Annotated in this window: 22 protein-coding genes; 19 read left to right on the top strand and 3 right to left on the bottom strand. The window is 63.1% G+C overall.

Going from position 1 to position 26,383, the window contains the following annotated elements; all coding sequences use genetic code 11:
- Positions 1 to 5 precede the first annotated feature (5 nt).
- Both ubiG and OH686_RS20310 read right to left on the bottom strand, forming a co-directional pair.
- The gene (gene ubiG / locus OH686_RS20305) at positions 6 to 704 is read right to left on the bottom strand and encodes a bifunctional 2-polyprenyl-6-hydroxyphenol methylase/3-demethylubiquinol 3-O-methyltransferase UbiG (RefSeq protein WP_289534793.1); all 699 of its coding nucleotides are present in this window, start codon (positions 702 to 704) and stop codon (positions 6 to 8) included.
- Positions 705 to 734: 30 nt separating this feature from the next.
- A complete protein-coding gene (locus OH686_RS20310) occupies positions 735 to 2,063 on the bottom strand; it encodes a TRZ/ATZ family hydrolase (protein ID WP_289534795.1) in 1,329 nt (442 codons plus the stop codon).
- A gap of 103 nt (positions 2,064 to 2,166) precedes the next feature.
- Here OH686_RS20310 and mtnA point away from each other — a divergent pair, with 103 nt between their 5' ends.
- The 16 genes from mtnA (at position 2,167) to OH686_RS20390 (ending at position 21,253) form a co-directional block, all read left to right on the top strand.
- The gene (mtnA, locus tag OH686_RS20315) at positions 2,167 to 3,243 is read left to right on the top strand and encodes an S-methyl-5-thioribose-1-phosphate isomerase (protein ID WP_289534796.1); all 1,077 of its coding nucleotides are present in this window, start codon (positions 2,167 to 2,169) and stop codon (positions 3,241 to 3,243) included.
- Positions 3,244 to 3,466: 223 nt separating this feature from the next.
- A complete protein-coding gene (gene gyrA / locus OH686_RS20320; RefSeq protein WP_289534797.1) occupies positions 3,467 to 6,241 on the top strand; it encodes a DNA gyrase subunit A in 2,775 nt (924 codons plus the stop codon).
- A gap of 7 nt (positions 6,242 to 6,248) precedes the next feature.
- Entirely contained in the window at positions 6,249 to 7,334 is a 1,086-nt protein-coding gene (gene serC, locus OH686_RS20325; RefSeq protein ID WP_289534799.1) for a 3-phosphoserine/phosphohydroxythreonine transaminase, read from the top strand.
- Positions 7,334 to 8,431: a prephenate dehydratase gene (gene pheA / locus OH686_RS20330; RefSeq protein WP_137971635.1), complete on the top strand. Its 1,098-nt coding sequence runs from the start codon at positions 7,334 to 7,336 to the stop codon at positions 8,429 to 8,431. The genes serC and pheA overlap by 1 nt, the downstream gene beginning before the upstream one ends.
- 26 nt (positions 8,432 to 8,457) lie before the next feature.
- Entirely contained in the window at positions 8,458 to 9,567 is a 1,110-nt protein-coding gene (gene hisC / locus OH686_RS20335; RefSeq protein WP_289534801.1) for a histidinol-phosphate transaminase, read from the top strand.
- A 4-nt stretch (positions 9,568 to 9,571) separates the two neighbouring features.
- Positions 9,572 to 11,803 carry a bifunctional prephenate dehydrogenase/3-phosphoshikimate 1-carboxyvinyltransferase gene (locus OH686_RS20340; RefSeq protein ID WP_289534803.1) on the top strand — a complete coding sequence of 744 codons (2,232 nt, stop codon included), beginning with the start codon at positions 9,572 to 9,574 and terminating at the stop codon, positions 11,801 to 11,803.
- Entirely contained in the window at positions 11,800 to 12,465 is a 666-nt protein-coding gene (gene cmk, locus OH686_RS20345; protein WP_289534805.1) for a (d)CMP kinase, read from the top strand. The genes OH686_RS20340 and cmk overlap by 4 nt, the downstream gene beginning before the upstream one ends.
- A 143-nt stretch (positions 12,466 to 12,608) precedes the next feature.
- Positions 12,609 to 14,288: a 30S ribosomal protein S1 gene (gene rpsA, locus OH686_RS20350; RefSeq protein WP_137971638.1), complete on the top strand. Its 1,680-nt coding sequence runs from the start codon at positions 12,609 to 12,611 to the stop codon at positions 14,286 to 14,288.
- A gap of 157 nt (positions 14,289 to 14,445) precedes the next feature.
- The gene (gene ihfB, locus OH686_RS20355) at positions 14,446 to 14,730 is read left to right on the top strand and encodes an integration host factor subunit beta (RefSeq protein ID WP_137971639.1); all 285 of its coding nucleotides are present in this window, start codon (positions 14,446 to 14,448) and stop codon (positions 14,728 to 14,730) included.
- A 33-nt stretch (positions 14,731 to 14,763) separates the two neighbouring features.
- Positions 14,764 to 15,009, top strand: a complete 246-nt coding sequence (locus OH686_RS20360) for a lipopolysaccharide assembly protein LapA domain-containing protein (protein ID WP_289534809.1) — start codon at positions 14,764 to 14,766, stop codon at positions 15,007 to 15,009.
- 85 nt (positions 15,010 to 15,094) lie between these two features.
- A complete protein-coding gene (locus OH686_RS20365; protein WP_502942821.1) occupies positions 15,095 to 16,057 on the top strand; it encodes an NAD-dependent epimerase/dehydratase family protein in 963 nt (320 codons plus the stop codon).
- Positions 16,051 to 17,061, top strand: a complete 1,011-nt coding sequence (locus OH686_RS20370; protein ID WP_289534813.1) for an MraY family glycosyltransferase — start codon at positions 16,051 to 16,053, stop codon at positions 17,059 to 17,061. The genes OH686_RS20365 and OH686_RS20370 overlap by 7 nt, the downstream gene beginning before the upstream one ends.
- A 26-nt stretch (positions 17,062 to 17,087) precedes the next feature.
- Positions 17,088 to 19,082 (top strand): polysaccharide biosynthesis protein, encoded by a 1,995-nt coding sequence (locus tag OH686_RS20375; RefSeq protein ID WP_289534814.1) that lies wholly within the window; start codon positions 17,088 to 17,090, stop codon positions 19,080 to 19,082.
- Between the two features lie 89 nt (positions 19,083 to 19,171).
- Positions 19,172 to 19,492 carry a ComEA family DNA-binding protein gene (locus OH686_RS20380; protein WP_289534815.1) on the top strand — a complete coding sequence of 107 codons (321 nt, stop codon included), beginning with the start codon at positions 19,172 to 19,174 and terminating at the stop codon, positions 19,490 to 19,492.
- Positions 19,493 to 19,598: 106 nt separating this feature from the next.
- A complete protein-coding gene (locus OH686_RS20385) occupies positions 19,599 to 20,480 on the top strand; it encodes an NAD(P)-dependent oxidoreductase (RefSeq protein ID WP_502942822.1) in 882 nt (293 codons plus the stop codon).
- On the top strand, positions 20,477 to 21,253 hold the full coding sequence (locus OH686_RS20390) for a hydroxypyruvate isomerase family protein (protein ID WP_289534816.1): 777 nt from the start codon (positions 20,477 to 20,479) through the stop codon (positions 21,251 to 21,253). The genes OH686_RS20385 and OH686_RS20390 overlap by 4 nt, the downstream gene beginning before the upstream one ends.
- A 16-nt stretch (positions 21,254 to 21,269) precedes the next feature.
- On the opposite strand, the gene OH686_RS20395 is transcribed toward OH686_RS20390, so the two are convergent.
- Positions 21,270 to 23,324, bottom strand: coding sequence for a hypothetical protein (locus OH686_RS20395; protein ID WP_289539099.1), 2,055 nt, complete (start codon positions 23,322 to 23,324; stop codon positions 21,270 to 21,272).
- A 382-nt stretch (positions 23,325 to 23,706) separates the two neighbouring features.
- Between OH686_RS20395 and OH686_RS20400 the strand changes: the two genes are divergently transcribed.
- From OH686_RS20400 to OH686_RS20410, 3 genes are all read left to right on the top strand, one after another.
- On the top strand, positions 23,707 to 24,075 hold the full coding sequence (locus OH686_RS20400; RefSeq protein WP_289534818.1) for a DUF3302 domain-containing protein: 369 nt from the start codon (positions 23,707 to 23,709) through the stop codon (positions 24,073 to 24,075).
- A 3-nt stretch (positions 24,076 to 24,078) separates the two neighbouring features.
- Complete coding sequence (locus OH686_RS20405; protein WP_289534820.1) at positions 24,079 to 25,038, top strand: HlyD family secretion protein; 960 nt, start codon at positions 24,079 to 24,081, stop codon at positions 25,036 to 25,038.
- A 108-nt stretch (positions 25,039 to 25,146) separates the two neighbouring features.
- Positions 25,147 to 26,307 (top strand): MFS transporter, encoded by a 1,161-nt coding sequence (locus tag OH686_RS20410; RefSeq protein WP_289534822.1) that lies wholly within the window; start codon positions 25,147 to 25,149, stop codon positions 26,305 to 26,307.
- Positions 26,308 to 26,383: the final 76 nt, after the last annotated feature.

Consider the following 26,383-nt stretch of genomic DNA (forward strand, 5'->3'; position numbering starts at 1 on the left):
GCGCCTTACTCCTCGCGCAGGGTCTGGATCATGTAGTTGACGTCCACGTCCGCTTCCAGCTTGTAGTGCTTGGTCAGCGGGTTGTAGGTCAGGCCGATGATGTCCTTGACCTGCAGACCGGCGGCGCGGCTCCAGGCGCCCAGCTCGGAGGGGCGGATGAACTTCTTGAAGTCATGGGTGCCGCGCGGCAGCAGGCGCATCACGTACTCGGCGCCGACGATGGCGAACAGGTAGGCCTTGGGATTGCGGTTGATGGTGGAGAAGAACACCTGGCCGCCGGGCTTGACCATCTTGTAGCAGGCGCGGATCACCGAGGACGGATCGGGCACGTGCTCGAGCATCTCCAGGCAGGTGACCACGTCGAACTGGCCAGGCATCTCCTCGGCCAGGGCTTCGGCGGTGATCTGCCGGTACTCGACATTCACCCCGGACTCCAGCTGGTGCAGCTGGGCCACGGCCAGCGGCGCCTCGCCCATGTCGATGCCGGTGACGTTGGCACCACGCTGGGCCATGGATTCGCTGAGGATGCCGCCGCCGCAGCCGACGTCCAGCACCTTCTTGCCGGCCAGGCCGACGCGCTCGTCGATCCAGTTGACGCGCAGCGGGTTGATGTCGTGCAGCGGCTTGAACTCGCTCTCGCGGTCCCACCAGCGGTGGGCGAGGGCCTCGAATTTGGCGATTTCGGCGTGGTCGACGTTGCTCATGGCGTACTCTTAAAAGTCTCGAAAACGAATTCAGTGTGTGCCGGCGATGCGCTCGCCCCAGGCGCGCGCGTTGGCGACGATGCGCTGCTCGTCCAGGCGGGTCAGGCGGCCGTCGTTGAGCAGCTGCTTGCCGCCGACCCACAGGTGCTTCACGCAGCTGCGGCTGCCGGCGTAGATCAATTGCGATACCGGGTCGTAGACCGGTTGCTGGGCCAGGCCGGAGAGGTCGAAGGCGGCCAGGTCGGCCAGCTTGCCCAGTTCCAGGGAGCCGGTGCAGTCATCCAGGCCCAGGGCGCGAGCGCCGTTCAGGGTGGCCATGCGCAGGGCGCTGTGGGCGCCGAGCGCGGTGGCGCTGCCGGCCACGGCCTTGGCCAGCAGGGCCGCGGTACGGGTCTCGCCGAGCAGGTCCAGGTCATTGTTGCTGGCGGCGCCGTCGGTGCCGATGGCGACGTTGACCCCGGCCTGCCAGAGCTTCTCCACCGGGCAGAAGCCGCTGGCCAGCTTGAGGTTGGATTCCGGGCAATGGATCACGCTGCTGTTGCTTTCCACCAGCAGGGCGACGTCCTCGTCGCTGATCTGGGTCATGTGCACGGCCTGGAAACGCGGGCCGAGCAGGCCCAGGCTGGCCAGGCGCTGCAGCGGGCGCACGCCGTGCAGCTCCAGGCTCTGCTGCACTTCGAAGGCGGTCTCATGAACGTGCATGTGGATGCCGGCATCCAGCTCCTCGGCCAGCATCAGCACGTTCTTCAGCTTGTCGTCGCTGACCGAGTAGGGCGCATGGGGGCCGAAGGCGACCTTGATGCGCGGGTGCTGCTTGAGGTCGTCGAACAGGCGCAGGCCCTTGCGCAGGGCTTCCTCGGCGTCACGCGCGCCGGGGGTGGGGAAGTCCAGCACCGGAATGGTCACCTGGGCGCGGATGCCGCTCTTGTGCACCAGCTCGCAGGCCACTTCCGGGAAGAAGTACATGTCGGAGAAGCAGCTGATGCCGCCCTTGATCTGCTCGGCGATGGCCAGCTCGGTGCCGTCGCGCACGAACTCCTCGTCGACCCACTTGGCCTCGGCCGGCCAGATATGGTCCTGCAGCCAGCTCATCAGCGGCAGGTCGTCGGCCAGACCGCGGAACAGGGTCATGGCCGCGTGGCCGTGGGCATTGACCAGGCCGGGGGTGAGCACGCAGTCCGGCAGTTCGCGCACTTGGGTGGCCGGATGGCGCAGGGCCTCGGCGCGCGGCGCGATCAGGGCGATGCGCCCGTCGCGGATGCCCAGGCCGTGATCGCGCAGCACCACGCCAGCGGGTTCGACCGGCACCAGCCAGGTGGGCAGGAGCAGCAGATCGAGCGGCTGGCGCGGTTCGGGCATGGCATTTATCCGGGCAATAAAGAGGTGGCGGCAGTATAACTGAGCCATGTAACAGGCGGCTCGCTATAATCCGCGGCTTTTCGTTTCACCTTGTGGGGATGTCATGCGCGACGAACTGTTGGCGGCAGAGAAGGTAAAAGCCATCGAGTGGCGCGAAGGCACGTTGTATCTGCTGGATCAGCGCGTATTGCCGCGCGAGGAAACCTGGCTGGCCTACGATTCGGCCGCCGGCGTGGCCGAGGCCATCCGCAGCATGGTGGTGCGCGGCGCGCCGGCCATCGGTATCGCCGCCGCTTTCGGCCTGGTGCTGGGTGCGCGGGCGCGCCTGGCGGCTGGCGGCGACTGGCAGGCGGCGCTGGAGGAAGACTTCAAGGTACTGGCCGAATCGCGGCCGACCGCGGTCAACCTGTTCTGGGCCCTGGATCGCATGCGCGAGCGCCTGCAGCGCCTGAAAGAGGGCGAAAACGCCCTGGCGGCGCTGGAGGCGGAGGCCGTCGGCATCTTCGACAGCGACCGCGAGGCCAATCTGACCATGGCCCAGCTGGGCATGGAGCTGATCCGCAAGCACCAGGACAGCCCGCAGAAGCTGCTGACCCACTGCAATACCGGTGCCCTGGCCACCGGCGGTTTCGGCACCGCCCTGGGCGTGATTCGCGCCGCCCATCTGGGTGGGCTGGTCGAGCGGGTGTTCGCCGACGAGACCCGGCCCTGGCTGCAGGGTTCGCGCCTGACCGCCTGGGAGCTGGCGGGCGAGGGCGTGCCGGTCAGCCTGAATGCCGACTCCGCCGCCGCGCACCTGATGAAGACCGAAGGCATCACCTGGGTCATAGTCGGGGCCGACCGCATCACTGCCAATGGTGACGTGGCCAACAAGATCGGCACCTACCAGCTGGCGGTCAACGCCATGCACCATGGCGTGCGCTTCATGGTGGTGGCGCCCAGCTCGACCATCGACATGAACCTGGAGGACGGCGAAGACATCCCGATCGAGGAGCGCGACAGCCGTGAGCTGCTGGAGGTCGCCGGCCAGCGCATCGCCGCCGATGTGGATGCGATCAATCCGGTATTCGACGTGACGCCGGCCGATCTGATCGATGCCATCGTCACCGAAAAGGGCGTGGTCGAGCGGCCGGATGCGGCGAAAATGGCGCAATTGATGTGTCGCAAGCGCCTGCACTGAGTCGCACGCTCCGGCGCTGGGCGGGGTAGGTGCCGGGCGTGTGCTGTGATAAGCTCCGGCAGTTTTTCGACGGCCCCGTCGGGGTCGCCTCACCAGCGCGAATAGTTGGCTTAACTCGTTGATTTGCTGTGGATCGCTACCGAACGGGCGGTCGCGGCGGACTCCGATCCCACCCAGGATGGGCAGGAACGGGGTTTCACCAGAATAAGGAACCTGGCTTCTCATGGGCGAACTGGCCAAAGAAATCCTCCCGGTCAATATCGAAGACGAGCTGAAACAGTCCTACCTCGACTACGCCATGAGCGTGATCGTCGGGCGTGCGCTGCCGGATGCGCGCGATGGCCTGAAGCCGGTGCACCGTCGCGTGCTCTACGCGATGAGCGAACTGGGCAACGACTGGAACAAGGCCTACAAGAAATCCGCCCGTGTGGTCGGTGACGTGATCGGTAAGTACCACCCGCACGGCGACACGGCGGTGTACGACACCATCGTGCGCATGGCCCAGCCCTTCTCCCTGCGTTATATGCTGGTCGACGGCCAGGGCAACTTCGGTTCGGTGGACGGCGACAACGCCGCGGCCATGCGATACACCGAAGTGCGCATGGCCAAGCTGGCCCACGAGCTGCTGGCCGACCTGGACAAGGAAACCGTCGACTGGGTGCCCAACTACGACGGCACCGAGCAGATCCCGGCGGTCATGCCGACCAAGATCCCCAACCTGCTGGTCAACGGCTCCAGCGGTATCGCCGTGGGCATGGCCACCAACATCCCGCCGCACAACCTGACCGAGGTGATCGACGGCTGCCTGGCGCTGATCGACAACCCCGAGCTGACCGTCGACGAGCTGATGCAGTACATCCCCGGTCCGGATTTCCCGACCGCGGGCATCATCAACGGTCGCGCGGGCATCATCGAGGCCTACCGCACCGGCCGTGGTCGCATCTATATGCGTGCCCGTGCGGTGGTCGAGGACATGGACAAGTCCGGCAGCCGCCAGCAGATCATCGTCACCGAGCTGCCGTACCAGTTGAACAAGGCGCGTCTGATCGAGAAGATCGCCGAGCTGGTCAAAGAGAAGAAGATCGAGGGCATCACCGAGCTGCGCGACGAGTCCGACAAGGACGGTATGCGCGTGGTCATCGAGCTGCGCCGCGGCGAAGTCGGCGAGGTGGTGCTGAACAACCTCTACGCCCAGACCCAGATGCAGAGCGTGTTCGGTATCAACGTCGTGGCCCTGGTCGATGGCCAGCCGCGCACACTGAACCTCAAGGACATGCTCGAGGTATTCGTCCGTCACCGCCGCGAAGTGGTGACCCGCCGTACCGTCTACGAGCTGCGCAAGGCCCGTGAGCGTGGCCACATCCTCGAAGGTCAGGCCGTCGCCCTGTCCAACATCGACCCGGTGATCGAGCTGATCAAGACCTCGCCGACTCCAGCCGAGGCCAAGGAACGTCTGATCGCCACCGCCTGGGCCTCCAGCGCCGTGGAAGCGATGGTCGAGCGCGCCGGTGCCGACTCCTGCCGTCCGGAAGACCTGGACCCGCAGTATGGCCTGCGTGACGGCAAGTACTACCTGTCCCCCGAGCAGGCCCAGGCCATCCTCGAGCTGCGCCTGCATCGCCTGACCGGCCTGGAACACGAGAAGCTGCTATCCGAGTACCAGGAGATCCTCACTCAGATCGGCGAGCTGATCCGCATCCTGACCAGCCCCGAGCGTCTGATGGAAGTCATCCGCGAGGAGCTGGAGAAGGTCAAGGCCGAGTTCGGCGACGCCCGCCGCACCGAGATCATGGCCTCGCAGATGGACCTGACCATCGCCGACCTGATCACCGAGGAAGAACGCGTCGTCACCATCTCTCACGGCGGCTACGCCAAGTCCCAGCCGCTGGCCGCCTACCAGGCCCAGCGTCGTGGCGGCAAGGGCAAGTCGGCCACCGGGGTGAAGGACGAGGACTACATCGAGCACCTGCTGGTCGCCAACAGCCACGCTACCCTGCTGCTGTTCTCCAGCAAGGGCAAGGTCTACTGGCTGCGTACCTTCGAGATTCCGGAAGCCTCGCGTACCGCGCGTGGTCGCCCGCTGGTCAATCTGCTGCCGCTGGACGAGGGTGAGCGCATCACCGCCATGCTGCAGATCGACCTGGAGGCCGTGCGTGCGCGCTTCGCCGACGAAGAGAGCGATGACGACGACGTGGTCGCCGAGCAGGTCGGCGAAGTGGTCGAGGTGGAGGAGGCCGAGGAAGGCGACGAATCCGATTTCAGCCAGGACGAGCCGACCGGCGCCTACATCTTTATGGCGACCGCCTACGGCACGGTGAAGAAGACTCCGCTGATCCAGTTCACCAAGCCGCGCTCCAACGGCCTGATCGCCCTGAAGCTGGAAGAGGGCGACTCGCTGATCGCCGCCGCCATCACCGATGGTTCGAAGGACGTGATGATGTTCTCCGACGCCGGCAAGGTGATCCGCTTCAAGGAAAGCAAGGTGCGCACCATGAGTCGTATCGCTCGCGGTGTGCGCGGCATGCGCCTGGCTGACGGGCAGCGCATCATCTCCATGCTGATCCCGGAAGCCGGTGCGCAGATCCTCTCCGCCTCTGCGCGCGGCTACGGCAAGCGCACCCCGCTGGCCGACTACCCGCGCCGCGGTCGTGGTGGCCAGGGCGTGATCGCCATGGTGATCAACGAGCGTAACGGCAAGCTGGTCGGCGCCGTGCAGGTGCTGGATGGCGAGGAGATCATGCTGATTTCCGACCAGGGCACCCTGGTGCGTACCCGCGTCGATGAAGTCCGCGGCGCCGGCCGTAACACCCAGGGCGTGATCCTGATCAAGCTGGCCGACGACGAGACCCTGGTCGGCTTGGAGCGGGTCCAGGAGCCGTCCGGCTCGGATGACGACGACATCGAAGGCGAAGTGCTTGCCGAAGGTGCCGAGACCGAACAAGTGGAAGTGGCGGACGAGGGCGAGACCTCGGTAGACGCCCCTAGCGACGAAGAGTGAGATTGACGTGAGCAAACGCGCCCATAACTTCTGCGCCGGCCCGGCCGCGCTGCCGACCGCAGTACTGCAACGCGCCCAGGCCGAGATGCTCGACTGGCAGGGCAAGGGCCTGTCCGTGATGGAGATGAGCCATCGCAGCGACGAGTACGTGGCCATCGCCGAGAAGGCCGAGCAGGACCTGCGCGACCTGCTGAGCATCCCGAACGACTACAAGGTGCTGTTCCTGCAGGGCGGCGCCAGCCAGCAGTTCGCCGAGATTCCGCTGAACCTGCTGCCGGAAGACGGCACCGCCGACTACATCGAGACCGGTATCTGGTCGAAGAAGGCCATCGACGAAGCGCGTCGCTACGGCAACGTCAATGTCGCCGCCAGCGCCAAGGGCTACGACTACTTCGCCATCCCCGGGCAGAACGAGTGGCAGCTGTCGAAGGACGCTGCCTACGTGCACTACGCCAGCAACGAGACCATCGGCGGTCTGCAGTTCGACTGGATTCCCGAAGTGGGCGACACCCCGCTGGTGGTGGACATGTCTTCGGACATCCTCTCCCGCGAGATCGACGTCTCCAAGTTCGGCCTGATCTACGCCGGCGCGCAGAAGAACATCGGTCCGAGCGGTCTGGTCGTCGCCATCATCCGCGAGGACCTGCTGGGCCGTGCCCGCAGCGTCTGCCCGACCATGCTCAACTACAAGATCGCCGCCGACAACGGCTCCATGTACAACACCCCGGCGACCTATTCCTGGTACCTCTCCGGCCTGGTCTTCGAGTGGCTGAAGGAGCAGGGCGGCGTCGCCGCCATGGAACAGCGCAACAAGGCCAAGAAGGACCTGCTGTACAAGGCCATCGACGCCAGCGACTTCTACAGCAACCCGATCCAGCCGAGCGCCCGCTCCTGGATGAACGTGCCGTTCCGTCTGGCTGACGAGAAACTGGACAAGGCCTTCCTGGCCGGTGCCGATGCCCGCGGCCTGCTCAACCTCAAGGGCCATCGTTCGGTGGGCGGCATGCGCGCCTCCATCTATAACGCCACCGGTCTGGACGCGGTCGAGGCCCTGGTTGCCTATATGGCGGAGTTCGAGAAGGAGCACGCCTGATGAGTGACGCCGATCAGCTCAAGGCGCTGCGGGTACGCATCGACAGCCTCGACGAGAAGATTCTCGATCTGATCAGCGAGCGCGCGCGCTGCGCCCAGGACGTGGCGCGGGTGAAGATGGCCTCCCTGCCGGCAGGCGAGAAGCCGGTCTTCTACCGCCCCGAGCGCGAGGCCTGGGTGCTCAAGCACATCATGGAGCTGAACAAGGGCCCGCTGGACAACGAGGAAATGGCGCGGCTGTTCCGCGAAATCATGTCCTCCTGCCTGGCCCTGGAGCAGCCGCTGAAGATCGCCTACCTGGGGCCGGAGGGCACCTTCTCCCAGGCCGCGGCGCTCAAGCATTTCGGTCATGCGGTGATCAGCCAGCCGATGGCGGCGATCGACGAGGTGTTCCGCGAAGTGGCCGCCGGCGCGGTCAACTTCGGCGTGGTGCCGGTGGAGAACTCCACCGAGGGTGCGGTCAACCACACCCTGGACAGCTTCCTCGAGCACGACATGGTCATCTGCGGTGAGGTGGAGCTGCGCATCCACCACCACCTGCTGGTCGGCGACACCACCAAGACCGACAAGATCACCCGCATCTATTCCCACGCCCAGTCCCTGGCCCAGTGCCGCAAGTGGCTGGATGCGCACTATCCGAACGTCGAGCGCGTGGCGGTGCCCAGCAACGCCGACGCGGCCAAGCGGGTTAAGAGCGAGTGGAACTCGGCGGCCATCGCCGGCGACATGGCGGCCAACCTCTACGGCCTGACCAAGCTGCAGGAGAAGATCGAGGACCGCCCGGACAACTCCACGCGTTTCCTCATCATCGGCAGCCAGGAAGTGCCGCCGACCGGCGACGACAAGACTTCCGTCATCGTCTCCATGCGCAACAAGCCGGGCGCGCTGCACGAGCTGCTGGTGCCGTTCCACACCAACGGCATCGATCTGACCCGCATCGAGACCCGCCCGTCGCGCAGCGGCAAGTGGACCTACGTGTTCTTCATCGACTTCGTCGGCCACCACCAGGATCCGCTGATCAAGGACGTGCTGGAAAAGATCAACGGCGAAGCCGTCGCCCTGAAAGTGCTGGGTTCCTACCCGAAAGCGGTTCTCTGAACCGCGTGAGTGTCTGAGGAGAGCTCATGAGTTGCGATTTCCTCGCCCAGGCCGTGCCGGGCGTGCAGAAACTTTCGCCCTATGTGCCGGGCAAGCCGGTCGATGAGCTGGCCCGTGAGCTCAATCTCGACCCGGCCGGCATCGTCAAGCTGGCCAGCAACGAGAACCCGCTGGGCCCGTCGCCCAAGGCGCTGGAAGCGATCCGCGCCGAACTGGCCGAGCTGACCCGCTACCCGGACGGCAACGGTTTCGAGCTGAAGTCCAAGCTGGCGGCGCGCTGCGGCGTGACTGCGGCTCAGGTGACGCTGGGCAACGGCTCCAACGATATTCTCGACTTGGTCGCCCGCGCCTGGCTGGCACCGGGGTTGAACGCCGTGTTCAGCCAATACGCCTTCGCCGTGTACCCGATCGCCACCCAGGCGGTCGGCGCCCAGGGCAAGGCGGTACCGGCCAAGGAACATGGTCACGACCTGGAAGCCATGTTGGCGGCCATCGACGCCAACACCCGCGTGGTGTTCATCGCCAACCCGAACAACCCGACCGGCACCTGGTTCGGCCCGGCCGCGCTGGAGTCCTTCCTCGCTCGCGTGCCGCAGAACGTGCTGGTTGTGCTGGACGAGGCCTATATCGAGTATGCCGAAGGCGATGAGCTGCCGGATGGCCTCGATTATCTGGCGCGCTACCCGAACCTGCTGGTCTCGCGCACCTTCTCCAAGGCCTATGGCCTGGCCTCGCTGCGCGTTGGCTATGCGCTGAGCTCGCCGCAGGTGGCCGATACGCTCAACCGCGTGCGCGCGCCGTTCAACGTCAACAGCCTGGCCCTTGCCGCCGCCTGTGCGGCGCTGGAGGATGCCGACTACCTGGCCGCCAGTCGCCGCACCAACGACGCCGGCATGGCGCAGCTGGAAGACGGCTTCCGCCGCCTGGGTCTGCAGTGGATTCCCAGCAAGGGCAACTTTATCGCCGTCGACTTCGGTCGCGACGCCGCGCCGATCAACCAGGCGCTGCTGCGCGCCGGGGTGATCGTGCGTCCGGTGGCCGGTTACGGCATGCCGACCTTCCTGCGGGTGTCCATCGGCACCGAGCAGGAGAATGCCCGCTTCCTCGAGGCGCTGGGGCAGATCCTCCGTGGCTGATGCAATGTCGCTGCAACAAGTATCGAGCAAGCTCGGTCGCCTGGTGGTGGTGGGGCTAGGCCTGATCGGCGGCTCCTTCGCCAAGGGCATCCGCCAGAAGGGGTTGTTCGACGAAGTGGTGGGAGTGGATCTGGACGCCGAGTCGCGTCGTCTGGCCGTGGAGCTGGGCGTGGTCGACCGCTGCGAGACCGAGCTGGCCGCCGCCTGTCAGGGCGCCGCGGTGATCCAGCTGGCGGTGCCTATTCTGGCCATGGAAAAAGTCCTGGCCCAGCTGGCGCGCCTCGATCTGGGCCATGCCGTGCTCACCGATGTCGGCAGCGCCAAGGGCAATGTGGTGCGCGCCGCGCGTTCGGCCTTCGGTGGCGATGTGGCGCGTTTCGTTCCGGGCCATCCCATCGCCGGTTCCGAGCAGAGCGGGGTGGAGGCCTCCAACGTCGAGCTGTTCCGTCGCCACAAGGTGATCCTCACCCCGCAAGCCGGCACCGATGCCGAGGCGCTGGCGCTGGTCGACGGTCTGTGGCGCGCCCTGGGTGCCGACGTGGAGCACATGGAGGTGGAGCATCACGACCAGGTGCTGGCCGCCACCAGCCACCTGCCGCACCTGCTGGCCTTTACCCTGGTCGACTCGCTGGCCAAGCGCAGCGAGAACCTGGAGATCTTCCGTTACGCAGCCGGCGGCTTCCGCGACTTCACGCGCATTGCCGGCAGCGATCCGGTGATGTGGCACGACATCTTCCTCGCCAACCGCGAGGCGGTGTTGCGCACACTAGACGCATTTCGCGACGACCTCGACGCCCTACGCGGCGCGGTCGACGCAGGGGACGGGCATCAGTTGCTTGGCGTGTTCACCCGCGCCCGGCATGCCCGCGAGCATTTCAGCAAAATCCTGGCCCGCAGGGCCTATGTGGACGCCATGCACTCGAATGATCTGATCTACCTCGCCAATCCCGGTGGCTCTCTCTCCGGTCGCATCCGCGTGCCGGGCGACAAATCCATCTCGCACCGCTCGATCATGCTCGGCTCGCTGGCCGAGGGCACCACTCAGGTGGAAGGCTTCCTCGAGGGCGAAGACGCCCTGGCCACCCTGCAGGCCTTCCGCGACATGGGCGTGGTGATCGAAGGTCCGCATCACGGCAAGGTGACCATTCACGGTGTGGGCCTGAATGGCCTGAAGCCGCCGCCCGGCCCGCTGTACCTGGGCAACTCCGGCACCTCCATGCGCCTGCTCTCCGGCCTGCTGGCCGCGCAGCCGTTCGATACCGTGCTGACCGGCGACGCCTCGCTGTCCAAGCGCCCGATGAATCGGGTGGCCAAGCCGCTGCGCGAGATGGGGGCGGTGATCGAGACCGGCCCGGAAGGTCGTCCGCCTCTGACCATTCGTGGCGGCCAGCGCCTGACCGGCATGAGCTACGAGATGCCAATGGCCAGTGCCCAGGTCAAGTCCTGTCTGCTCCTGGCCGGTCTGTACGCTGCCGGTGAGACCTCGGTGACCGAGCCGGCGCCGACCCGCGACCACACCGAGCGCATGCTGCGCGGCTTCGGTTATCCGGTGAGCGTGGACGGCAATGTCGCCACCGTTCAGTCCGGCCACAAGCTCGGCGCCACTCATATCGAAGTGCCGGCGGACATCTCTTCGGCCGCCTTCTTCCTGGTCGCCGCCAGCATCGCCGAGGGTTCCGAACTGGTGCTGGAGCACGTCGGCATCAACCCGACCCGTACCGGCGTGATCGACATCCTCAAGCTGATGGGCGCCGACCTGACCCTGGAAAACCAGCGCGAAGTCGGCGGCGAGCCGGTTGCGGATATCCGCGTGCGCGCCGCCAAGCTCAAGGGCATCGATATCCCGGAAGACCTGGTGCCGCTGGCCATCGACGAGTTCCCGGTGCTGTTCGTCGCCGCCGCCTGCGCCGAAGGGCGCACCGTGCTGCGTGGTGCCGAGGAGCTGCGGGTGAAGGAATCCGACCGCATCCAGGTCATGGCCGACGGCCTGATCGCCTTGGGCGTGAAAGCCGAGCCGACCCCGGACGGCATCATCATCGAGGGCGGCGCCTTCGGTGGTGGCGAGGTATGGAGCCATGGCGATCACCGCATCGCCATGTCCTTCAGCGTGGCCTCGCTCCGTGCCGGCGGCGCCATCCGTATCCATGATTGCGCCAACGTCGCCACGTCCTTCCCCAATTTCCTCGGGCTGGCGGCGCAGGTCGGTATCCGTGTGGCGGAGGAGGGCAAGGCATGAGCGCCGTAGTCATCACCATCGACGGGCCGAGCGGCTCCGGCAAGGGCACTGTTGCCGGCCTGCTGGCCGCCAAGCTGGGTTGGAATCTGCTGGATTCCGGCGCCCTCTACCGTCTGCTGGCTTTCGCCGCCGGCAATCACGGCATCGATCTGACCAACGAGGAAGCGCTGAAGACCCTGGCCGCCCACCTGGACGTACAGTTCATCGGCAAGCGCATCATCCTCGAAGGTGACGAGGTCACCGACGACATCCGCAATGAACAGGTCGGCGCCGGCGCTTCCATGGTCGCCTCCCTGCCGGCGGTGCGCGAAGCGCTGCTACAGCGCCAGCGCGCCTTCCGCGAGGCGCCGGGCCTGGTGGCCGACGGTCGCGATATGGGAACCGTGGTGTTCCCGGACGCGCCGCTGAAGATCTACCTGACCGCCAGCGCCGAGGAGCGGGCCCGTCGCCGCTACCTGCAGTTGAAAGACAAGGTCGAAGGTGTTAGCCTGCCTCGTCTGCTAGACGAGATTCGTGCGCGCGACGAGCGCGACATGCAGCGTGCGGTGGCTCCCTTGAAGCCGGCAGTCGATGCCATTCAACTGGATTCCACCGAGCTGAGCATCGAGCAGGTAATGGAAAGAATTCTCAGCGAGGTCGCCAGCCGCGATCTCGCCGGGTAAGCCCAGGCCGCACCATCGCGGCCGACAAGGAGGCAGGCGGGAGACCAGTCATAGTCCCGCAGGCCTCTTTTTACATGAACGAACCCACATTGTCTGGAGTGTGGTTTGGGCAGATTCCCTGCCCTTGATCGACAGGAATCAACATGAGCGAAAGCTTTGCAGAACTTTTTGAAGAAAGCCTGAAATCCCTCGACATGCAGCCGGGTGCCATCATCACCGGCATCGTGGTCGACATCGACGGTGACTGGGTCACCGTGCATGCCGGCCTGAAGTCCGAGGGCGTCATCCCGCTCGACCAGTTCTTCAACGAACAGGGCGAGCTGACCATCAAGGTAGGTGACGAAGTCCACGTTGCGCTGGACGCAGTGGAAGACGGCTTCGGTGAAACCAAGCTGTCCCGCGAGAAAGCCAAGCGTGCCGAGTCCTGGCTGGTTCTGGAAGCCGCTTTCAATGCTGAGGAAGTGGTCAAGGGCGTTATCAACGGCAAGGTCAAAGGCGGCTTCACCGTTGACGTCAACGGCATCCGCGCGTTCCTGCCGGGCTCCCTGGTCGATGTCCGTCCGGTGCGTGATACCACTCACCTGGAAGGCAAAGAGCTGGAGTTCAAGGTCATCAAGCTGGACCAGAAGCGCAACAACGTTGTCGTTTCTCGTCGCAGCGTGCTGGAAGCCGAGAACAGCGCCGAGCGCGAAGCTCTGCTGGAATCCCTGCAGGAAGGTCAGCAGGTCAAAGGTATCGTCAAGAACCTCACCGACTACGGTGCGTTCGTTGACCTGGGCGGCGTAGATGGTCTGCTGCACATCACCGACATGGCCTGGAAGCGCATCAAGCACCCGTCCGAGATCGTCAACGTTGGCGACGAGATCGATGTCAAGGTTCTGAAGTACGATCGCGAGCGCAACCGCGTCTCCCTGGGTCTGAAGCAGCTGGGCGAAGATCCATGGGTCGCCATCAAAGCGCGCTACCCGGAAGGTACCCGTGTTACCGCCAAAGTCACCAACCTGACCGATTACGGCTGCTTCGCCGAGCTGGAAGAAGGCGTGGAAGGCCTGGTGCACGTGTCCGAGATGGATTGGACCAACAAGAACATCCACCCGTCCAAGGTCGTTCAGGTCGGCGACGAAGTGGAAGTTCAGGTTCTCGACATCGACGAAGAGCGTCGTCGTATCTCCCTGGGCATCAAGCAGTGCAAGTCGAACCCGTGGGAAGACTTCTCCGGCCAGTTCAACAAGGGCGACAAGATCTCCGGCACCATCAAGTCGATCACCGATTTCGGTATCTTCATCGGTCTGGACGGCGGCATCGACGGTCTGGTTCACCTGTCCGACATCTCCTGGAACGAAGTGGGCGAAGAAGCCGTACGTCGCTTCAAGAAGGGCGACGAGCTGGAAACCGTCATCCTCTCCGTTGATCCGGAGCGCGAGCGTATCTCCCTGGGCATCAAGCAGCTGGAAGACGATCCGTTCTCCAACTACGCCTCCCTGAACGAGAAAGGCACCATCGTGCGCGGTACCGTCAAGGAAGTGGACGCCAAAGGCGCTGTAATCAGCCTGGGCGGCGATATCGAGGGCATCCTGAAAGCCTCCGAAATCAGCCGTGACCGCGTTGAAGACGCCCGTAACGTGCTGAAGGAAGGCGACGAAGTCGAAGCCAAGATCATCAGCATCGACCGCAAGTCCCGCGTGATCAGCCTGTCCGTCAAGTCCAAAGACGTCGAAGACGAAAAGGACGCGATGAAAGAGCTGCGCACCAAGCAGGAAAGTGAAAGCACCGGTCCGACCACCATCGGTGATCTGATCCGTGCCCAGATGAACCAGAACTAAGTTCCGGTGCTTCTGGAAAAAGGGCGACTTCGGTCGCCCTTTTTCATTTCCTAGAGATTCGTATTTCCCCTCTTGACATTCGGGCTACCCAAACACTGGCAGGCGTGCTAAAAACACCTACTAGATGATCTAGCCGCTTGAAAAAGAAGGGAAAACCATGACCAAGTCGGAGTTGATCGAGCGCATAGTTACCCACCAGGGACTGCTGTCCTCCAAGGATGTGGAACTGGCGATCAAGACCATGCTGGAGCAGATGTCCCAGGCTCTGGCGACCGGCGATCGCATCGAGATCCGCGGCTTCGGCAGTTTTTCCCTGCATTACCGTGCACCTCGCGTGGGGCGTAATCCCAAGACTGGAGAGTCCGTACGCCTGGATGGCAAGTTCGTGCCGCATTTCAAGCCAGGCAAGGAATTGCGTGATCGTGTCAACGAGGATGAGTGAGTTGGGCTGGTCACGGCTCGCAAGGAGCTGAATATGTTTGGCAGCATTAAGCGTTTGATTCTGCTGGGAACGCTTTTGCTGGTTGGAGTAGCGATCCTGCTGCTCATGCTGCAAAATCCGCAGCGTTCCGAGTTCCACTTCCTATTCTGGGTTACCCCGGAACTACCTTTTTCTGTTTTCCTGATTCTGGCTTTTGTGCTCGGCGCCGTCGGCTCGCTGTTGTTGAGTCTTTTGGCCGCGAGACGCTGGGCTATCCGGACGAAGCCGAAGGCTGATTGAGTTTTATGAGTTGTTGCGCCTTTGGGCTCCTTGCGAATGAATGGCGAGCGGCTATTCGGGTCTTCTCGTTAGGACCTGACCAATGATGCGAGTGCTGGTGACGGGGGCCTCCGGTTTTGTAGGTGGCGCGCTGGTTCGCCGTCTTATCACTGAGCCGGAAATCCAGGCGGTTGCAGGCGTGCGCGCGCTAGCTTATGCGCCGGTCGGTATGGCATGCGATTTCTTGGAATTAGGTAATCTGGAAGACGGTCGGCTCGAGGCCCAGCAGCTACAGAACATACAGGTTGTCGTGCATGCCGCGGCTCGTGTCCATGTGATGCGCGAGTGCTCCGCTGATCCAATGACGGAGTTCCGGCGGGTCAATGTCGACGGCACTCTTGCTCTCGCCAGGGCTGCTGCAGCGGCTGGCGTTCGACGATTCCTGTTTGTCAGCTCCATCAAGGTCAATGGAGAGTCGACACCGGCTAACTCACCTTTCCGGGCGGATGACTTGCCTGCGCCTATGGATCCTTATGGAGTCTCCAAGCTCGAGGCTGAGCAGGGGCTGCTTCAGATTGCATGCGAATCCGAAATGGAGGTGGTAATAATCCGCCCCCCCTTGGTTTACGGACCGGGTGTGCGTGCCAACTTCCTCAGCATGATGCGCTGGCTGCATCGAGGTATCCCGCTGCCGCTTGGTGGGATCGATAACCGTCGTAGTCTGGTGGCTCTGGATAATCTCGTCGACCTAATGGTGTGCTGCCTCGAACATCCGGCCGCGGCCAATCAAGTGTTCCTCGTCAGTGATGGCGAGGATCTCTCCACTAGCGAGTTGTTGCGTCGCCTCGGTCTTGCCCTGAACCGATCGGCCCACCTTTGGAGCTGGGCAACTCCCCTATTGCGTACGCTGTTGCGGATAACGGGGCGCGCTGCGTTGATACAGCGACTATATGGTTCCCTGCAGGTAGATATCGACAAGACTCGGGCGCTATTAGATTGGGCTCCGCCGATTAGCTCTGATGAAGCTTTGCGCCTGACCGCAGAGAGCTTTCGGATGAATGCATGCTGACCTCGGTCCTGCTCCTGTCTGCGGTGTTGCTGCTTTCCTGGGGGATGACTGGCGGGCTGCGGCGGTATGCCCTGCAGCGCAATGTCCTGGACATGCCCAATCAGCGCAGCTCCCATAGCGTGCCCACTCCACGGGGTGGGGGCATGGCCATAGTGATGAGCTTTTTGCTGGCTTTGCTGGCGGCGTTGGCGCTTGGGTGGCTGACGCTTGAGCCAGCTATGGCGCTGCTGGGGGCTGGATCCCTGGTGGCTGTGATTGGCTTTCTCGACGATCACGGCCATGTGCCGGCTCGCTGGCGCCTGTTGGTCCATTTTACGGCCGCTATCTGGGGCCTTTACTGGCTTGGCGGTATGCCCCCCATGAAGCTCGGCGATGTAAATATCGAGCTAGGCTGGTTGGGCGGCATGTTCGGGGTGGTGTATCTGGTCTGGCTGCTCAATCTGTATAACTTCATGGATGGTATCGATGGTATCGCAGGTGTCGAGGCAGTGACATGTTGCCTGTCTGCGGTATTGATTTGCATCTTGCTGGATAACTGGCAGGCTGCGCTGTTGCCCGCTGCGTTAGGGCTGGCTGCGATGGGTTTCCTGATATGGAATTTCCCGCCGGCGAAAATCTTCATGGGGGACGCCGGCAGCGGCTTCCTTGGTCTGATACTGGGGCTGATCTCGCTGTACATGACCTGGCTCGAGCCGCAATTGTTCCTGGCTTGGCTGATCGTGCTTGGCGTCTTTCTGGTCGATGCCAGCATTACACTGCTGCGCCGATTCGTGCGAGGAGAGAAGATTTATCAGGCGCATCGCAGCCATGCCTATCAGCATGCCTCTCGCCTATATGGGAAGCATCTGCCTGTTACCCTGGCGGTGGCCGCTATTAATTTATGCTGGCTGACGCCGCTGGCTGTCTGGGTTGCTTTAGATGGGAATGCCTGGGTGGCGTTGCCCCTAGCATATGTACCGTTGATCTGCTTGGCTCTTAGGTATCGTGCTGGTCTTGCAGAGTAGTCTGAATCGATAGAGGCATGGAGCCTATGAATGTGCGTCTTTGGCTAGTGAGCTGGCCGCGCCGCTACAAGCGTCTACTGCAGCTTAGCGCCGATGTCCTGATCTGCTGGGTGGCCCTGTGGTTGGCTTTCTGGGTGCGCCTGGGATCCGAAAAGCTGATCAATCCCTTGGGTGAGTATCTGTGGCTATTCGCAGCGGCTCCGCTTATTGCCATCCCAATCTATATCCGATCCGGAATGTATCGGGCGGTATTGCGCTATCTGGGCAATGATGCCCTGGTGACCATCTTCAAGGCGGTGACCGTCTCGGCGCTATTGCTTGCTCTTGTGGTTTATTGGCACAAGACGGCACCTGCGGTTGTTCCTCGCTCCCTGGTATTCAACTACTGGTGGTTGAGCCTGGTCCTGGCGGGTGGCCTGCGCCTGCTGATGCGCCAGTACTTCATGGGTGACTGGTTCAACGTCCGTGCGGCCATGAATTTTTCGAGCAAGGATGATGCCCTGCCTCGTGTCGCCATTTATGGTGCGGGTACCGCTGGTAATCAGCTGGTGGCGGCCTTGCGCATGGGGCGCTCGATGCGACCGGTGGCTTTCATTGATGACGATGGCAGCATTGCTACTCGTGTGATCGCAGGTTTGAAGGTCTACAAGCCCAAGCATATTGCCCAATTGATCAACGAGACCGGTGCACAGGAAATTCTCCTTGCAATTCCGTCTGCCAGTCGGGCTCGGCGCAAGGAGATTCTGCACCACCTCGAGGCTTTCCCCCTGCACATTCGCTCCGTGCCAGCCATCGTGGATTTGGCTAGTGGGCGGGTGCGAGTCGACGATATCCAAGAGGTGGACATTGCCGACCTCCTTGGCCGTGATGCGGTCCCTCCTCAGGTCGAACTGTTCGAGCGTTGCATTCGCGACAAGGTTGTCATGGTCACTGGCGCCGGTGGTTCGATCGGATCGGAGCTATGCCGCCAGCTGATTGGCAGCCAGCCTCGCACGCTGGTGCTGTTCGAACATGCCGAGTTCAATCTCTACAGCATCCACAGCGAGCTGGAAGCGGCCATTCGGCGGGAGTCTCTACCCATCCGCCTGGTGCCGATACTCGGCTCTGTGCGCTCGCAGGAGTACCTACTGGAGGTAATGCGCGCCTGGGGGGTTCACACCCTGTATCACGCTGCGGCCTACAAGCATGTGCCCATGGTCGAGCACAACATCGCTGAAGGTGTTCGCAATAACGTGTTTGGCACTTTGAGTGCTGCGCAGGCGGCGCTCAAAGCAGGTGTCGAGAACTTCGTGCTGATTTCCACCGACAAGGCGGTCAGGCCTACCAACATCATGGGCAGCACCAAGCGTTTGGCGGAACTTGTGTTGCAGGCATTGAGCCTGGAGTCCGCGCCCGTACTGTTCAACGATTCCGGGACAGTACACCAGGTCAACAAGACGCACTTCACCATGGTCCGCTTCGGTAATGTGCTGGGCTCTTCTGGCTCGGTCATCCCATTGTTCCGTGAGCAGATCAAGCGGGGCGGGCCGGTTACGGTGACCCATCCGTCCATTACTCGTTATTTCATGACTATTTCCGAGGCGGCTCAGCTTGTGATCCAGGCTGGAGCCATGGGGCAGGGTGGGGATGTCTTCGTGTTGGATATGGGGCAGCCCGTAAAGATTCTGGAGCTGGCCGAGAAGATGATCCACCTCTCCGGCCTGAGTATTCGTTCGGAGCGCAATCCGCAGGGCGATATTGATATCGAATTCACCGGTTTGCGGCCGGGTGAGAAGCTTTACGAGGAACTGCTGATTGGCGACAACGTCAGCCCTACCTGCCATCCGATGATCATGAGAGCGAGCGAGGAACATCTGTCCTGGGAGGCATTGAAGGGGGTTCTCGACGAAATATTGACCGCCCTGGCTCGGGACGATTACGACAGGGTCCGGCAACTGTTACGCGAAACTGTGAGCGGATATGCTCCGGAAGGAGAGATAGTCGACTGGATGCATGTGCAGCACCGCACAGAACCTAGATAGTGGCTGTTTGACAGCTTTCTGGCGAGGGCTAGCCTTTCGGAGACGTGATCAGGAAGTTCACGTTCCCCTCAACGAAATGGAGCTTCGCCATGTACAAGAAGTCACTCGCCGTTCTGTTGTTCTCCTGCTTTGCATCACTGTCTGTCAATGCCGCGACCACCGAGTCCACCAAGGCCGCTGAGGCGCCTGCAGAGCAGGTCCAGCAGCTCGAAGGCCAGATCAATCTCAACACTGCCGACGCCGCAACCCTCGAGGCGGGGTTGTTGGGGATCGGCCCGGCCAAGGCGCAGGCCATAATCGATCACCGCAATAGCAATGGTCCCTTCGCTTCGATCGATGAGCTACTGGAGGTCAAGGGGATTGGCCCGGCGACGCTGGAAAAGAACCGCGACAGGATCAGCGTCAACTAGACATCCGATGTCCTGAGAAAGCCGGTCTATGACCGGCTTTTTTGCTTTCGGTGGGGCAGAGATACAATGCCTCATCACAAGCTGTCAGGAGTTGGCCGTGCCTTCAATGCAACCATCGCTCGGATTTGCCGGTATCGGTCTGATGGGGCTTCCGATGGCGCGGCGCCTACTTGCGGCAGGCTATTCCTTGAGTGTCTGGAATCGCTCAGCGGAGAAATGTGCTGGCTTGGCAGAGGGGGGCGCGGTGATTGTGCCTTCTGCCGGCCAGTTATGCGAGCAGGCGGATGTCGTGATGCTCTGCCTGGCCGATACGGCCGCCGTGCAGCAAGTGGTCTTCGGACCGACAGGAATAGTCGAGCGGGCGCAGCACGGCCAGTTGCTGATCGATTTCTCCAGCCTCGAGCCTACGGCTACGCGTGAGATGGCAGCGGAGTTGCAGGCTCGCACCGGCATGCGCTGGGTGGATGCGCCGGTATCCGGCGGAACGCCTGGCGCCGAGGCCGGTACTCTGGCAATCATGGCCGGGGGGAACCTTGAGGACATAGAACGGGTTCGCCCGATCCTGTCACACCTGGGGCAGCGCCTTACGCGCATGGGGCCTGTCGGCGCCGGCCAGGTCACCAAGGTCTGTAATCAGATGCTGGTCGCCTGCAACGCTCTGGTAATTGCCGAGGTGGTGGCTCTGGCGGAGCGTTCGGGAGTCGACGCCGCCTTGCTCGCACAGGCTCTGGCCGGCGGCTTTGCCGACTCCAAGCCGCTACAGATACTGGCTCCGCAGATGGCTGAGAGTCGCTTCGAGCCCGTCAAATGGCACGTAAGGACTCTTTTGAAGGACCTGGATACGGCGGTCAAGCTGGCTCGTGAAAAGGAGGGGGCAATCCCCATGAGTGGCCTGGCAGCCCAGCTAATGCGCCTACACGGCAACCAGGGCTATCTCGAGCAGGATCCCTCGACATTGATTCAAATGCTGCGCGGGGATCTGCCATGAAGGTAAGCGCCAATCTGTCTCTTCTATTCGGCGAGCTGCCAATGCGGCAGCGTCCTCAGGCGGCTGCTGCGGCTGGCTTCGACGGAGTGGAGATCCAGTTCCCCTATGAGGTACCCGCGCCGGTAATGCGCGAGGAGCTGAAGCGATGCGCGATGCCGCTGGTGCTGATCAACCTGCCCGCGGGCGATCTGATGTCCGGTGGTCCCGGGCTGGCCGCGGTACCGAATCGCCAGGGTGAGTTCGATGCGGCTCTGCGGGAAGCACTGAGCTACGCGGCAATAGCTCGCCCACTTTGCGTCAATGTATTACCCGGGCGGCTCGCCGCGGGCGTGGCCCAAGAGGAGGCGCTGTCCGCTCTGGAGGCCAATCTGCGCAAGACCGCTGAGCAATTCCAGGCGCTGGGCATTCGCGTGCTATGCGAGGCCATCAATCCATTGGATATGCCCGGTTTCCTGATCAACACCGCAGAGCAACTGGAAGAGTTGCTGTACCGGGTCGATCACCCCAATTGCCTGGCGCAACTCGACTTCTATCACATGGCCCGACAGGGACTGAATATTGCCGAGTGCATTGCTCGTCTGAAGGGCAGGTTAGGTCATGTGCAGTTCGCCGACTGCCCGGGGCGGGGAGCCCCGGGAACGGGTGAGCTGGTCTTCGCCCCTTTGCTGGAGGCCCTGAAGGCTGCCGGGTACCGAGACTGGCTCGGTGCTGAATACCGCCCGGCTGGTGACACTTCGGCCAGTCTGGGGTGGCTGGCCGAATGGCATCTCTGAGAGCCGTGCTAGGAACTCAGTCCTTGCCACCTTCATAGTCATTGAGCGAAATGACCCGGGTCTTGCCGACGCGGTGGCGGTAGATCTCGCGCAGGTATTTGATGGCCTTCTTCACGCTGTCGCGCGATAGGCGGATGTCGTTGATCGAGACGAACTTGTCCTGGTCGTGGATCAGCTCGCGGTACTTCTTCTCGTACATCGGTTTGATCGCGTACCAGTTGGTATCGAGGATCTTCGCCGGGTTTTCGTACTCGTTGAGCATGGCCTCGATGCGCTCTTCGTCGAACTCCTCGGAGACGATGAAGTCGAGCATGGCGTTGTCCAGGCTCTCGTCGTAGCGGTACTGGTCGCGGGCGAAGCAGCGCTTGATGAAGGCGACGATCAGGGTCAGGAAGTCGTCCGACAGGCACGGGCTCTTGACGATCAGGGTGGTCAGCGACAGGTTGGCCGAGGCGCCGATGACCAGGGCGTAGCGCTTCAGGGTGGTGTTGGGGAACAGGCTGTTGAGGTGGGTCTTGAGCCGGTTTAGGTCCATGTAGGACAGCTTGTAGTCCTTCGGCAACGAGACGATGGACACCACCGAGGAGCAGTTCTTGAAGAAGTGCAGGTCGCTCAGGGCGCTGGCGTCGAAGTTGGACTTCTTGTACTGCTCCAGGGCCGCGCGGTAGCGCTTGGCCTCGATCGGCAGCAGGCTGATGCCCTCGATGGCCTGGGTCACCTTGTTGAAGTGCGGCAGGTCGATGGAACGGAAGAACAGGTCGTCGATATTGAGCTTGGGCTGCTCCTTCTCGAACACCTTGAATTTCTCGGTGGTGGTCGGTGGCGTCTGCTCGGCCACCACGGACTCGGCATAGGCCACGGCCACCGGGCCGGCCAGGCTCATGAACAGGTCGTTGGCGTCGAGGCGGATGGTTTCGCCGATGTCGATGCCGGCACGACGGAAGTAGTTCTGGTCGTAGTCGGTGGTCACCGCCTGGGCGGTGAGGATGTTGAAGATCTGCTGCGAGATGTACTGGTTGGCGTGGCGCTCCATGGCGTTCACGTCGATGTTCTGCACGTTGCCGCCATCGCTTTCTTCGGCGTAGCGCATGATGTCGTTGGAGATCAGCATCATGGCGTTCCACGGGCGGATGCGGCGCATCACGCTCTCTTCGCCGGTCTCCTCGCTGTCGAAGTTGTAGGAGAAGTCCCACTCCTCGGCGAGGTACTTGCACAGCAGGCGGCCGGCGTTGATGTGCAGGGCCTCGGACATCTCGATGCGCTGATCGGAGATGTTCGGCAGGATGCAGATGCCGCTGGTGAAGATCGGCTCGAAGACGAAGGAGTGGCCGCGGTTGTCCTCGCTGCTGCTCTCTTGTTTGGTCTCGAAGGTCTTGCTCATGTAGGCGAACTGCTGGGCCAGGCCGAACTCCGAGGCCATGCCCGAGCCGGTGCCGCCACCGGCGCTGAAGATGTAGAAGTACAGGCGCGACTGGTTGGCCTTGATGCCGCAGGAATCGATCAGGTAGCTATGGATGAACTTCCAGTCTGCATTGGAGAAGCGCTGGGTGTCCTTGTTGAGGATGATCTTGGCCAGGTACTGGCCGAGGATCGGCGCGTTACCGGCGCCACCGGCGTGGACCTCGGACAGGTCCATGATCTTCATCTTGCTGTAGTCGTCGAGGAAGCCGCTGGTCTCTGCTTTGCGCGAGAAGCGGATGCGCCCCTCGATGTCCTTGTCCAGGTCGCCCAGCATCACCAGCGGCTCGATCAGGAACACCGGCTTGGCGGCGCGACTGCCGGCCAAACGCAGGTTGCTGCGCAGCCAGCCGGCCGGGCGCTGTTCACCGCCGTTCTTTTCCAGGTTGCTGAACTCGTTGAGGTAGAAGCGCCGCGCGTTGTACACCAGCGAGGCAACGTCCAGGGCGATGTTGGAGCCGCAGCGGCCGAGGCCGATCAGGCACACCGACGGGAAATGCTGGGCGTGCCGTGCATCGAGGGCATCTTCGCCGTGCAGCTTGGGAAATACCCGCTCGCGCAGGCCGTCCAGATTCTCCAGGATGCGGTCGATGTCGCGCTCGGTGAAGTACATGTACTGCTCGCCGCCGACCTGCAGCGCGTTGCTGACTGGCAGGGGGAGGGGCTCGATCTCGGTATGTGCAACGGTGCGGGGTTCGGAAACGGTGGAATCTGCGTCTTTGTCTTTAGTTGTTTTCATCGTCGACATTCCGGGCTGTTGGCGGCAGCTTTCTTATTAAATAGAACTGGAGCAGGGAAATGCTCGGTTACATGAGCTAGCACTATATACAGCGAACCGGCATTGTTCGAGGCGGATGCAGGCTCTTTTTCACCGCTTCACGCCCCGTCCGCTCTGTGTTAGCACGAAAAGCATGGCGAAACGCTATGCCGCTCGACCCTTGGCCGATCCTGGCTAGCCTTTCAACCGATTTGGTTGTTTCTGGGGGAAGACCTACATGCTCGATTATTTTGCGCTTGGCCTGTTGGTGTTCGTGGGGCTGGTGCTGTTCTACGGCATCATCGTGATTCACGACATTCCTTACGAGATCGCGGTGCACCGCAAGCATCCGCACCAGGATGCGATCCACGCCACCGGCTGGGTCAGCCTGTTCACCCTCCACGCGCTGTGGCCCTTCCTGTGGATCTGGGCCACCCTCTATCGCCCCGACCGCGGCTGGGGCTTCAGCGATGGCAAGTCCACCGAGAGTCATGTGGCAGGGCTGGAGCAGCAGGTCGCCGAACTGCGTGAGCGTCTGCAAGTACTGGAACAGCGCCAGGGCGCTGGCGAGCCGCCGGTCGAATCCGCACCGGCAGAGGAGGTGTGAGCCATGGATCTTCTACTGATACTGACCTACACCGCCATCTGCGTTGCCATCTTCAAGATCTTCCGCATCCCGCTGAACAAGTGGTCGGTACCCACCGCCGCCCTGGGTGGGATTGTGCTGATCGGCGCGTTGATCTTCCTCATGAACTACAACCATCCGTACTCGGAAGTGAGCCGGATGTACTTCGTCTCGACGCCGGTGATTCCAGTTGTCAGTGGTCGCGTGATCGAGGTGCCGGTGCAGGGCAACCAGGCGCTGAAGAAAGGCGACGTGCTGTTCCGCCTGGACCCGATTCCGTTCGAGAACAAGCTGAAGTCGCTGAAAGCGCAGATGGTCTCGGCCAAGGCCGATCAGTTCCGTGCCAGCGAGCTGGTCAAGCGCAACGTCGGTAACCGCCGCGACCTGGATATCACCACCGCACGGGTGGATGACCTGCAAGGGCAGATCAACATCGCCCAGTACGAGCTGGACAACACCACGGTCCGCGCCCCGTCGGACGGCTTCGTCACCCACGTCTCGCTGCGTCCGGGCATGTATGCGGCCAGGTTGCCGCTGCGGCCCTCGATGGTGTTCGTGCCGGCCGAGAGTCATTACTTCGTCGCCTGGATGCGCCAGAACAGCCAGCTGCGTCTGACCGTGGGTGACGAGGCCGAAGTGGCCTTCGACGGCATTCCCGGCGAAGTCTTCAGCGGCAAGGTCAAGACGGTGGTCGGGGTGATCGCCGAGGGCCAGGTGCAGCCCTCCGGCAACCTGGTCGGCTTCACCGGCTCGCCGCCCCCGGGGCGAGTGCCGGTGCAGATCGAGATCGACGATCCCGACTTCGAGAAGTACCGCGCCCAGGTGCCGGGTGGCGCCTATGGCCAGGCGGCGCTGTATAGCCAGCACTTCCACCATGTGGCGGTGATGCGCAAGATCCTGCTGCGCATGGCGGCGTGGATGAACTACATCTTCCCGTTCCACTGAGGCTGTCCGGGCGGTCAGATTTTTCCGCCCCAAGTCTTGCCTGAGGTGTTCGCCGGGGAGTAGGGTTGCTGCCCCGGCCGGACCGGCCGCCATGCTGTTGGATGTACCGTGAAACCTGTATCCCGGGCTCTGCTGATGCTGGCGCTGGTGCTGGCGGCGATCAACCTGCGCCCCGGCATCACCTCCTTCGCCCCGCTGATCGAACGCATTGCCGCCGAGCTTTCGCTGAGCCGCGGCCTGATCAGCCTGACCACCGCCTTGCCGGTCCTGTGCATGGGCCTGCTGGCGCCACTGGCGCCGCGCCTGGCGGTGCGCTTCGGCCTGGAACGCACCATCACCTGCTGCCTGGGGCTGATCATGCTGGCCCTGCTGCTGCGTTTCGGCGGCCACACCAGCGTGCTGCTGATCGGCAGCGCCGTGCTGCTCGGCGCCGGTATCGCCGTGGCCGGGCCGCTGTTGTCCGGCTTCATCAAGCGGCATTTCCGTGACCACGTCGGCCAGGTGGTCGGCTGGTATTCCTTCAGCATGGCCATCGGCGGTGCCGGCGGTGCGGTGCTCACCGTGCCACTGACCCAGAACCTGGGCGATGACTGGAGCCTGGGCCTGGCCGCCTGGTTCGTGCCGGCCCTGCTCGCCGGTCTGCTCTGGCTGCGCCTGCCGAACCGTACCGAGGAGGCCGTGGCCAGCGATGGCCAGGGCCTGCCCTGGCGCGAACCACGGGCCTGGCTGGTGACCGGTTTCTTCGCCATCCAGGCCGGCTTCTTCTACACCATGGCCACCTGGCTGGTGGCGCGCTACCACGAGGCGGGGCTGAGCCTGTTGTACAGCAACGGCCTGTTCAGCCTGTTCATGCTGGTCGGCCTGCCCAGTTCCTGGCTGATGCCCTGGCTGGCCCAGCGCTTTGATATCCGCCAGCCGCTGCTGGTGGCCTGCGGCCTGAGCCTGACTCTGTGCCTGACCATGATCACCTTCCAGCCGATCCTGCTGCCCGAGGTCTGGGCGGTGCTGATGGGCTTCGCCCTCAGCGGCTCCTTCGCCCTGTCGCTGGTGCTGCCGTTGTACGAGGTGCACACGCCGCTGGCGGTCAGCCGCTGGACCGCGATGATGCTCTGCGCCGGCTACTGCATGGCCTGCCTGGCGCCGATCCTGGCCGGCCTCGGGCGCGACCTGGCCGGTCACTACCAAGCGCCGTTCATGGTGCTGATCGGCCTGGGCGTGCTGATGACCCTCATCGCCTGGGCCCTGCGCACGCCGAAACGCCCGGCCTAGCGCCTGCGGCTTTTTGCAAAAGCGGCGCATGGTTCCTTTGCAGGGCCGGTGCCCTGTGTTAGAAGGCAGCCTGCAC

The organism is Pseudomonas sp. SO81 (assembly GCF_030374125.1).
Classification (GTDB): Bacteria; Pseudomonadota; Gammaproteobacteria; order Pseudomonadales; family Pseudomonadaceae; genus Aquipseudomonas.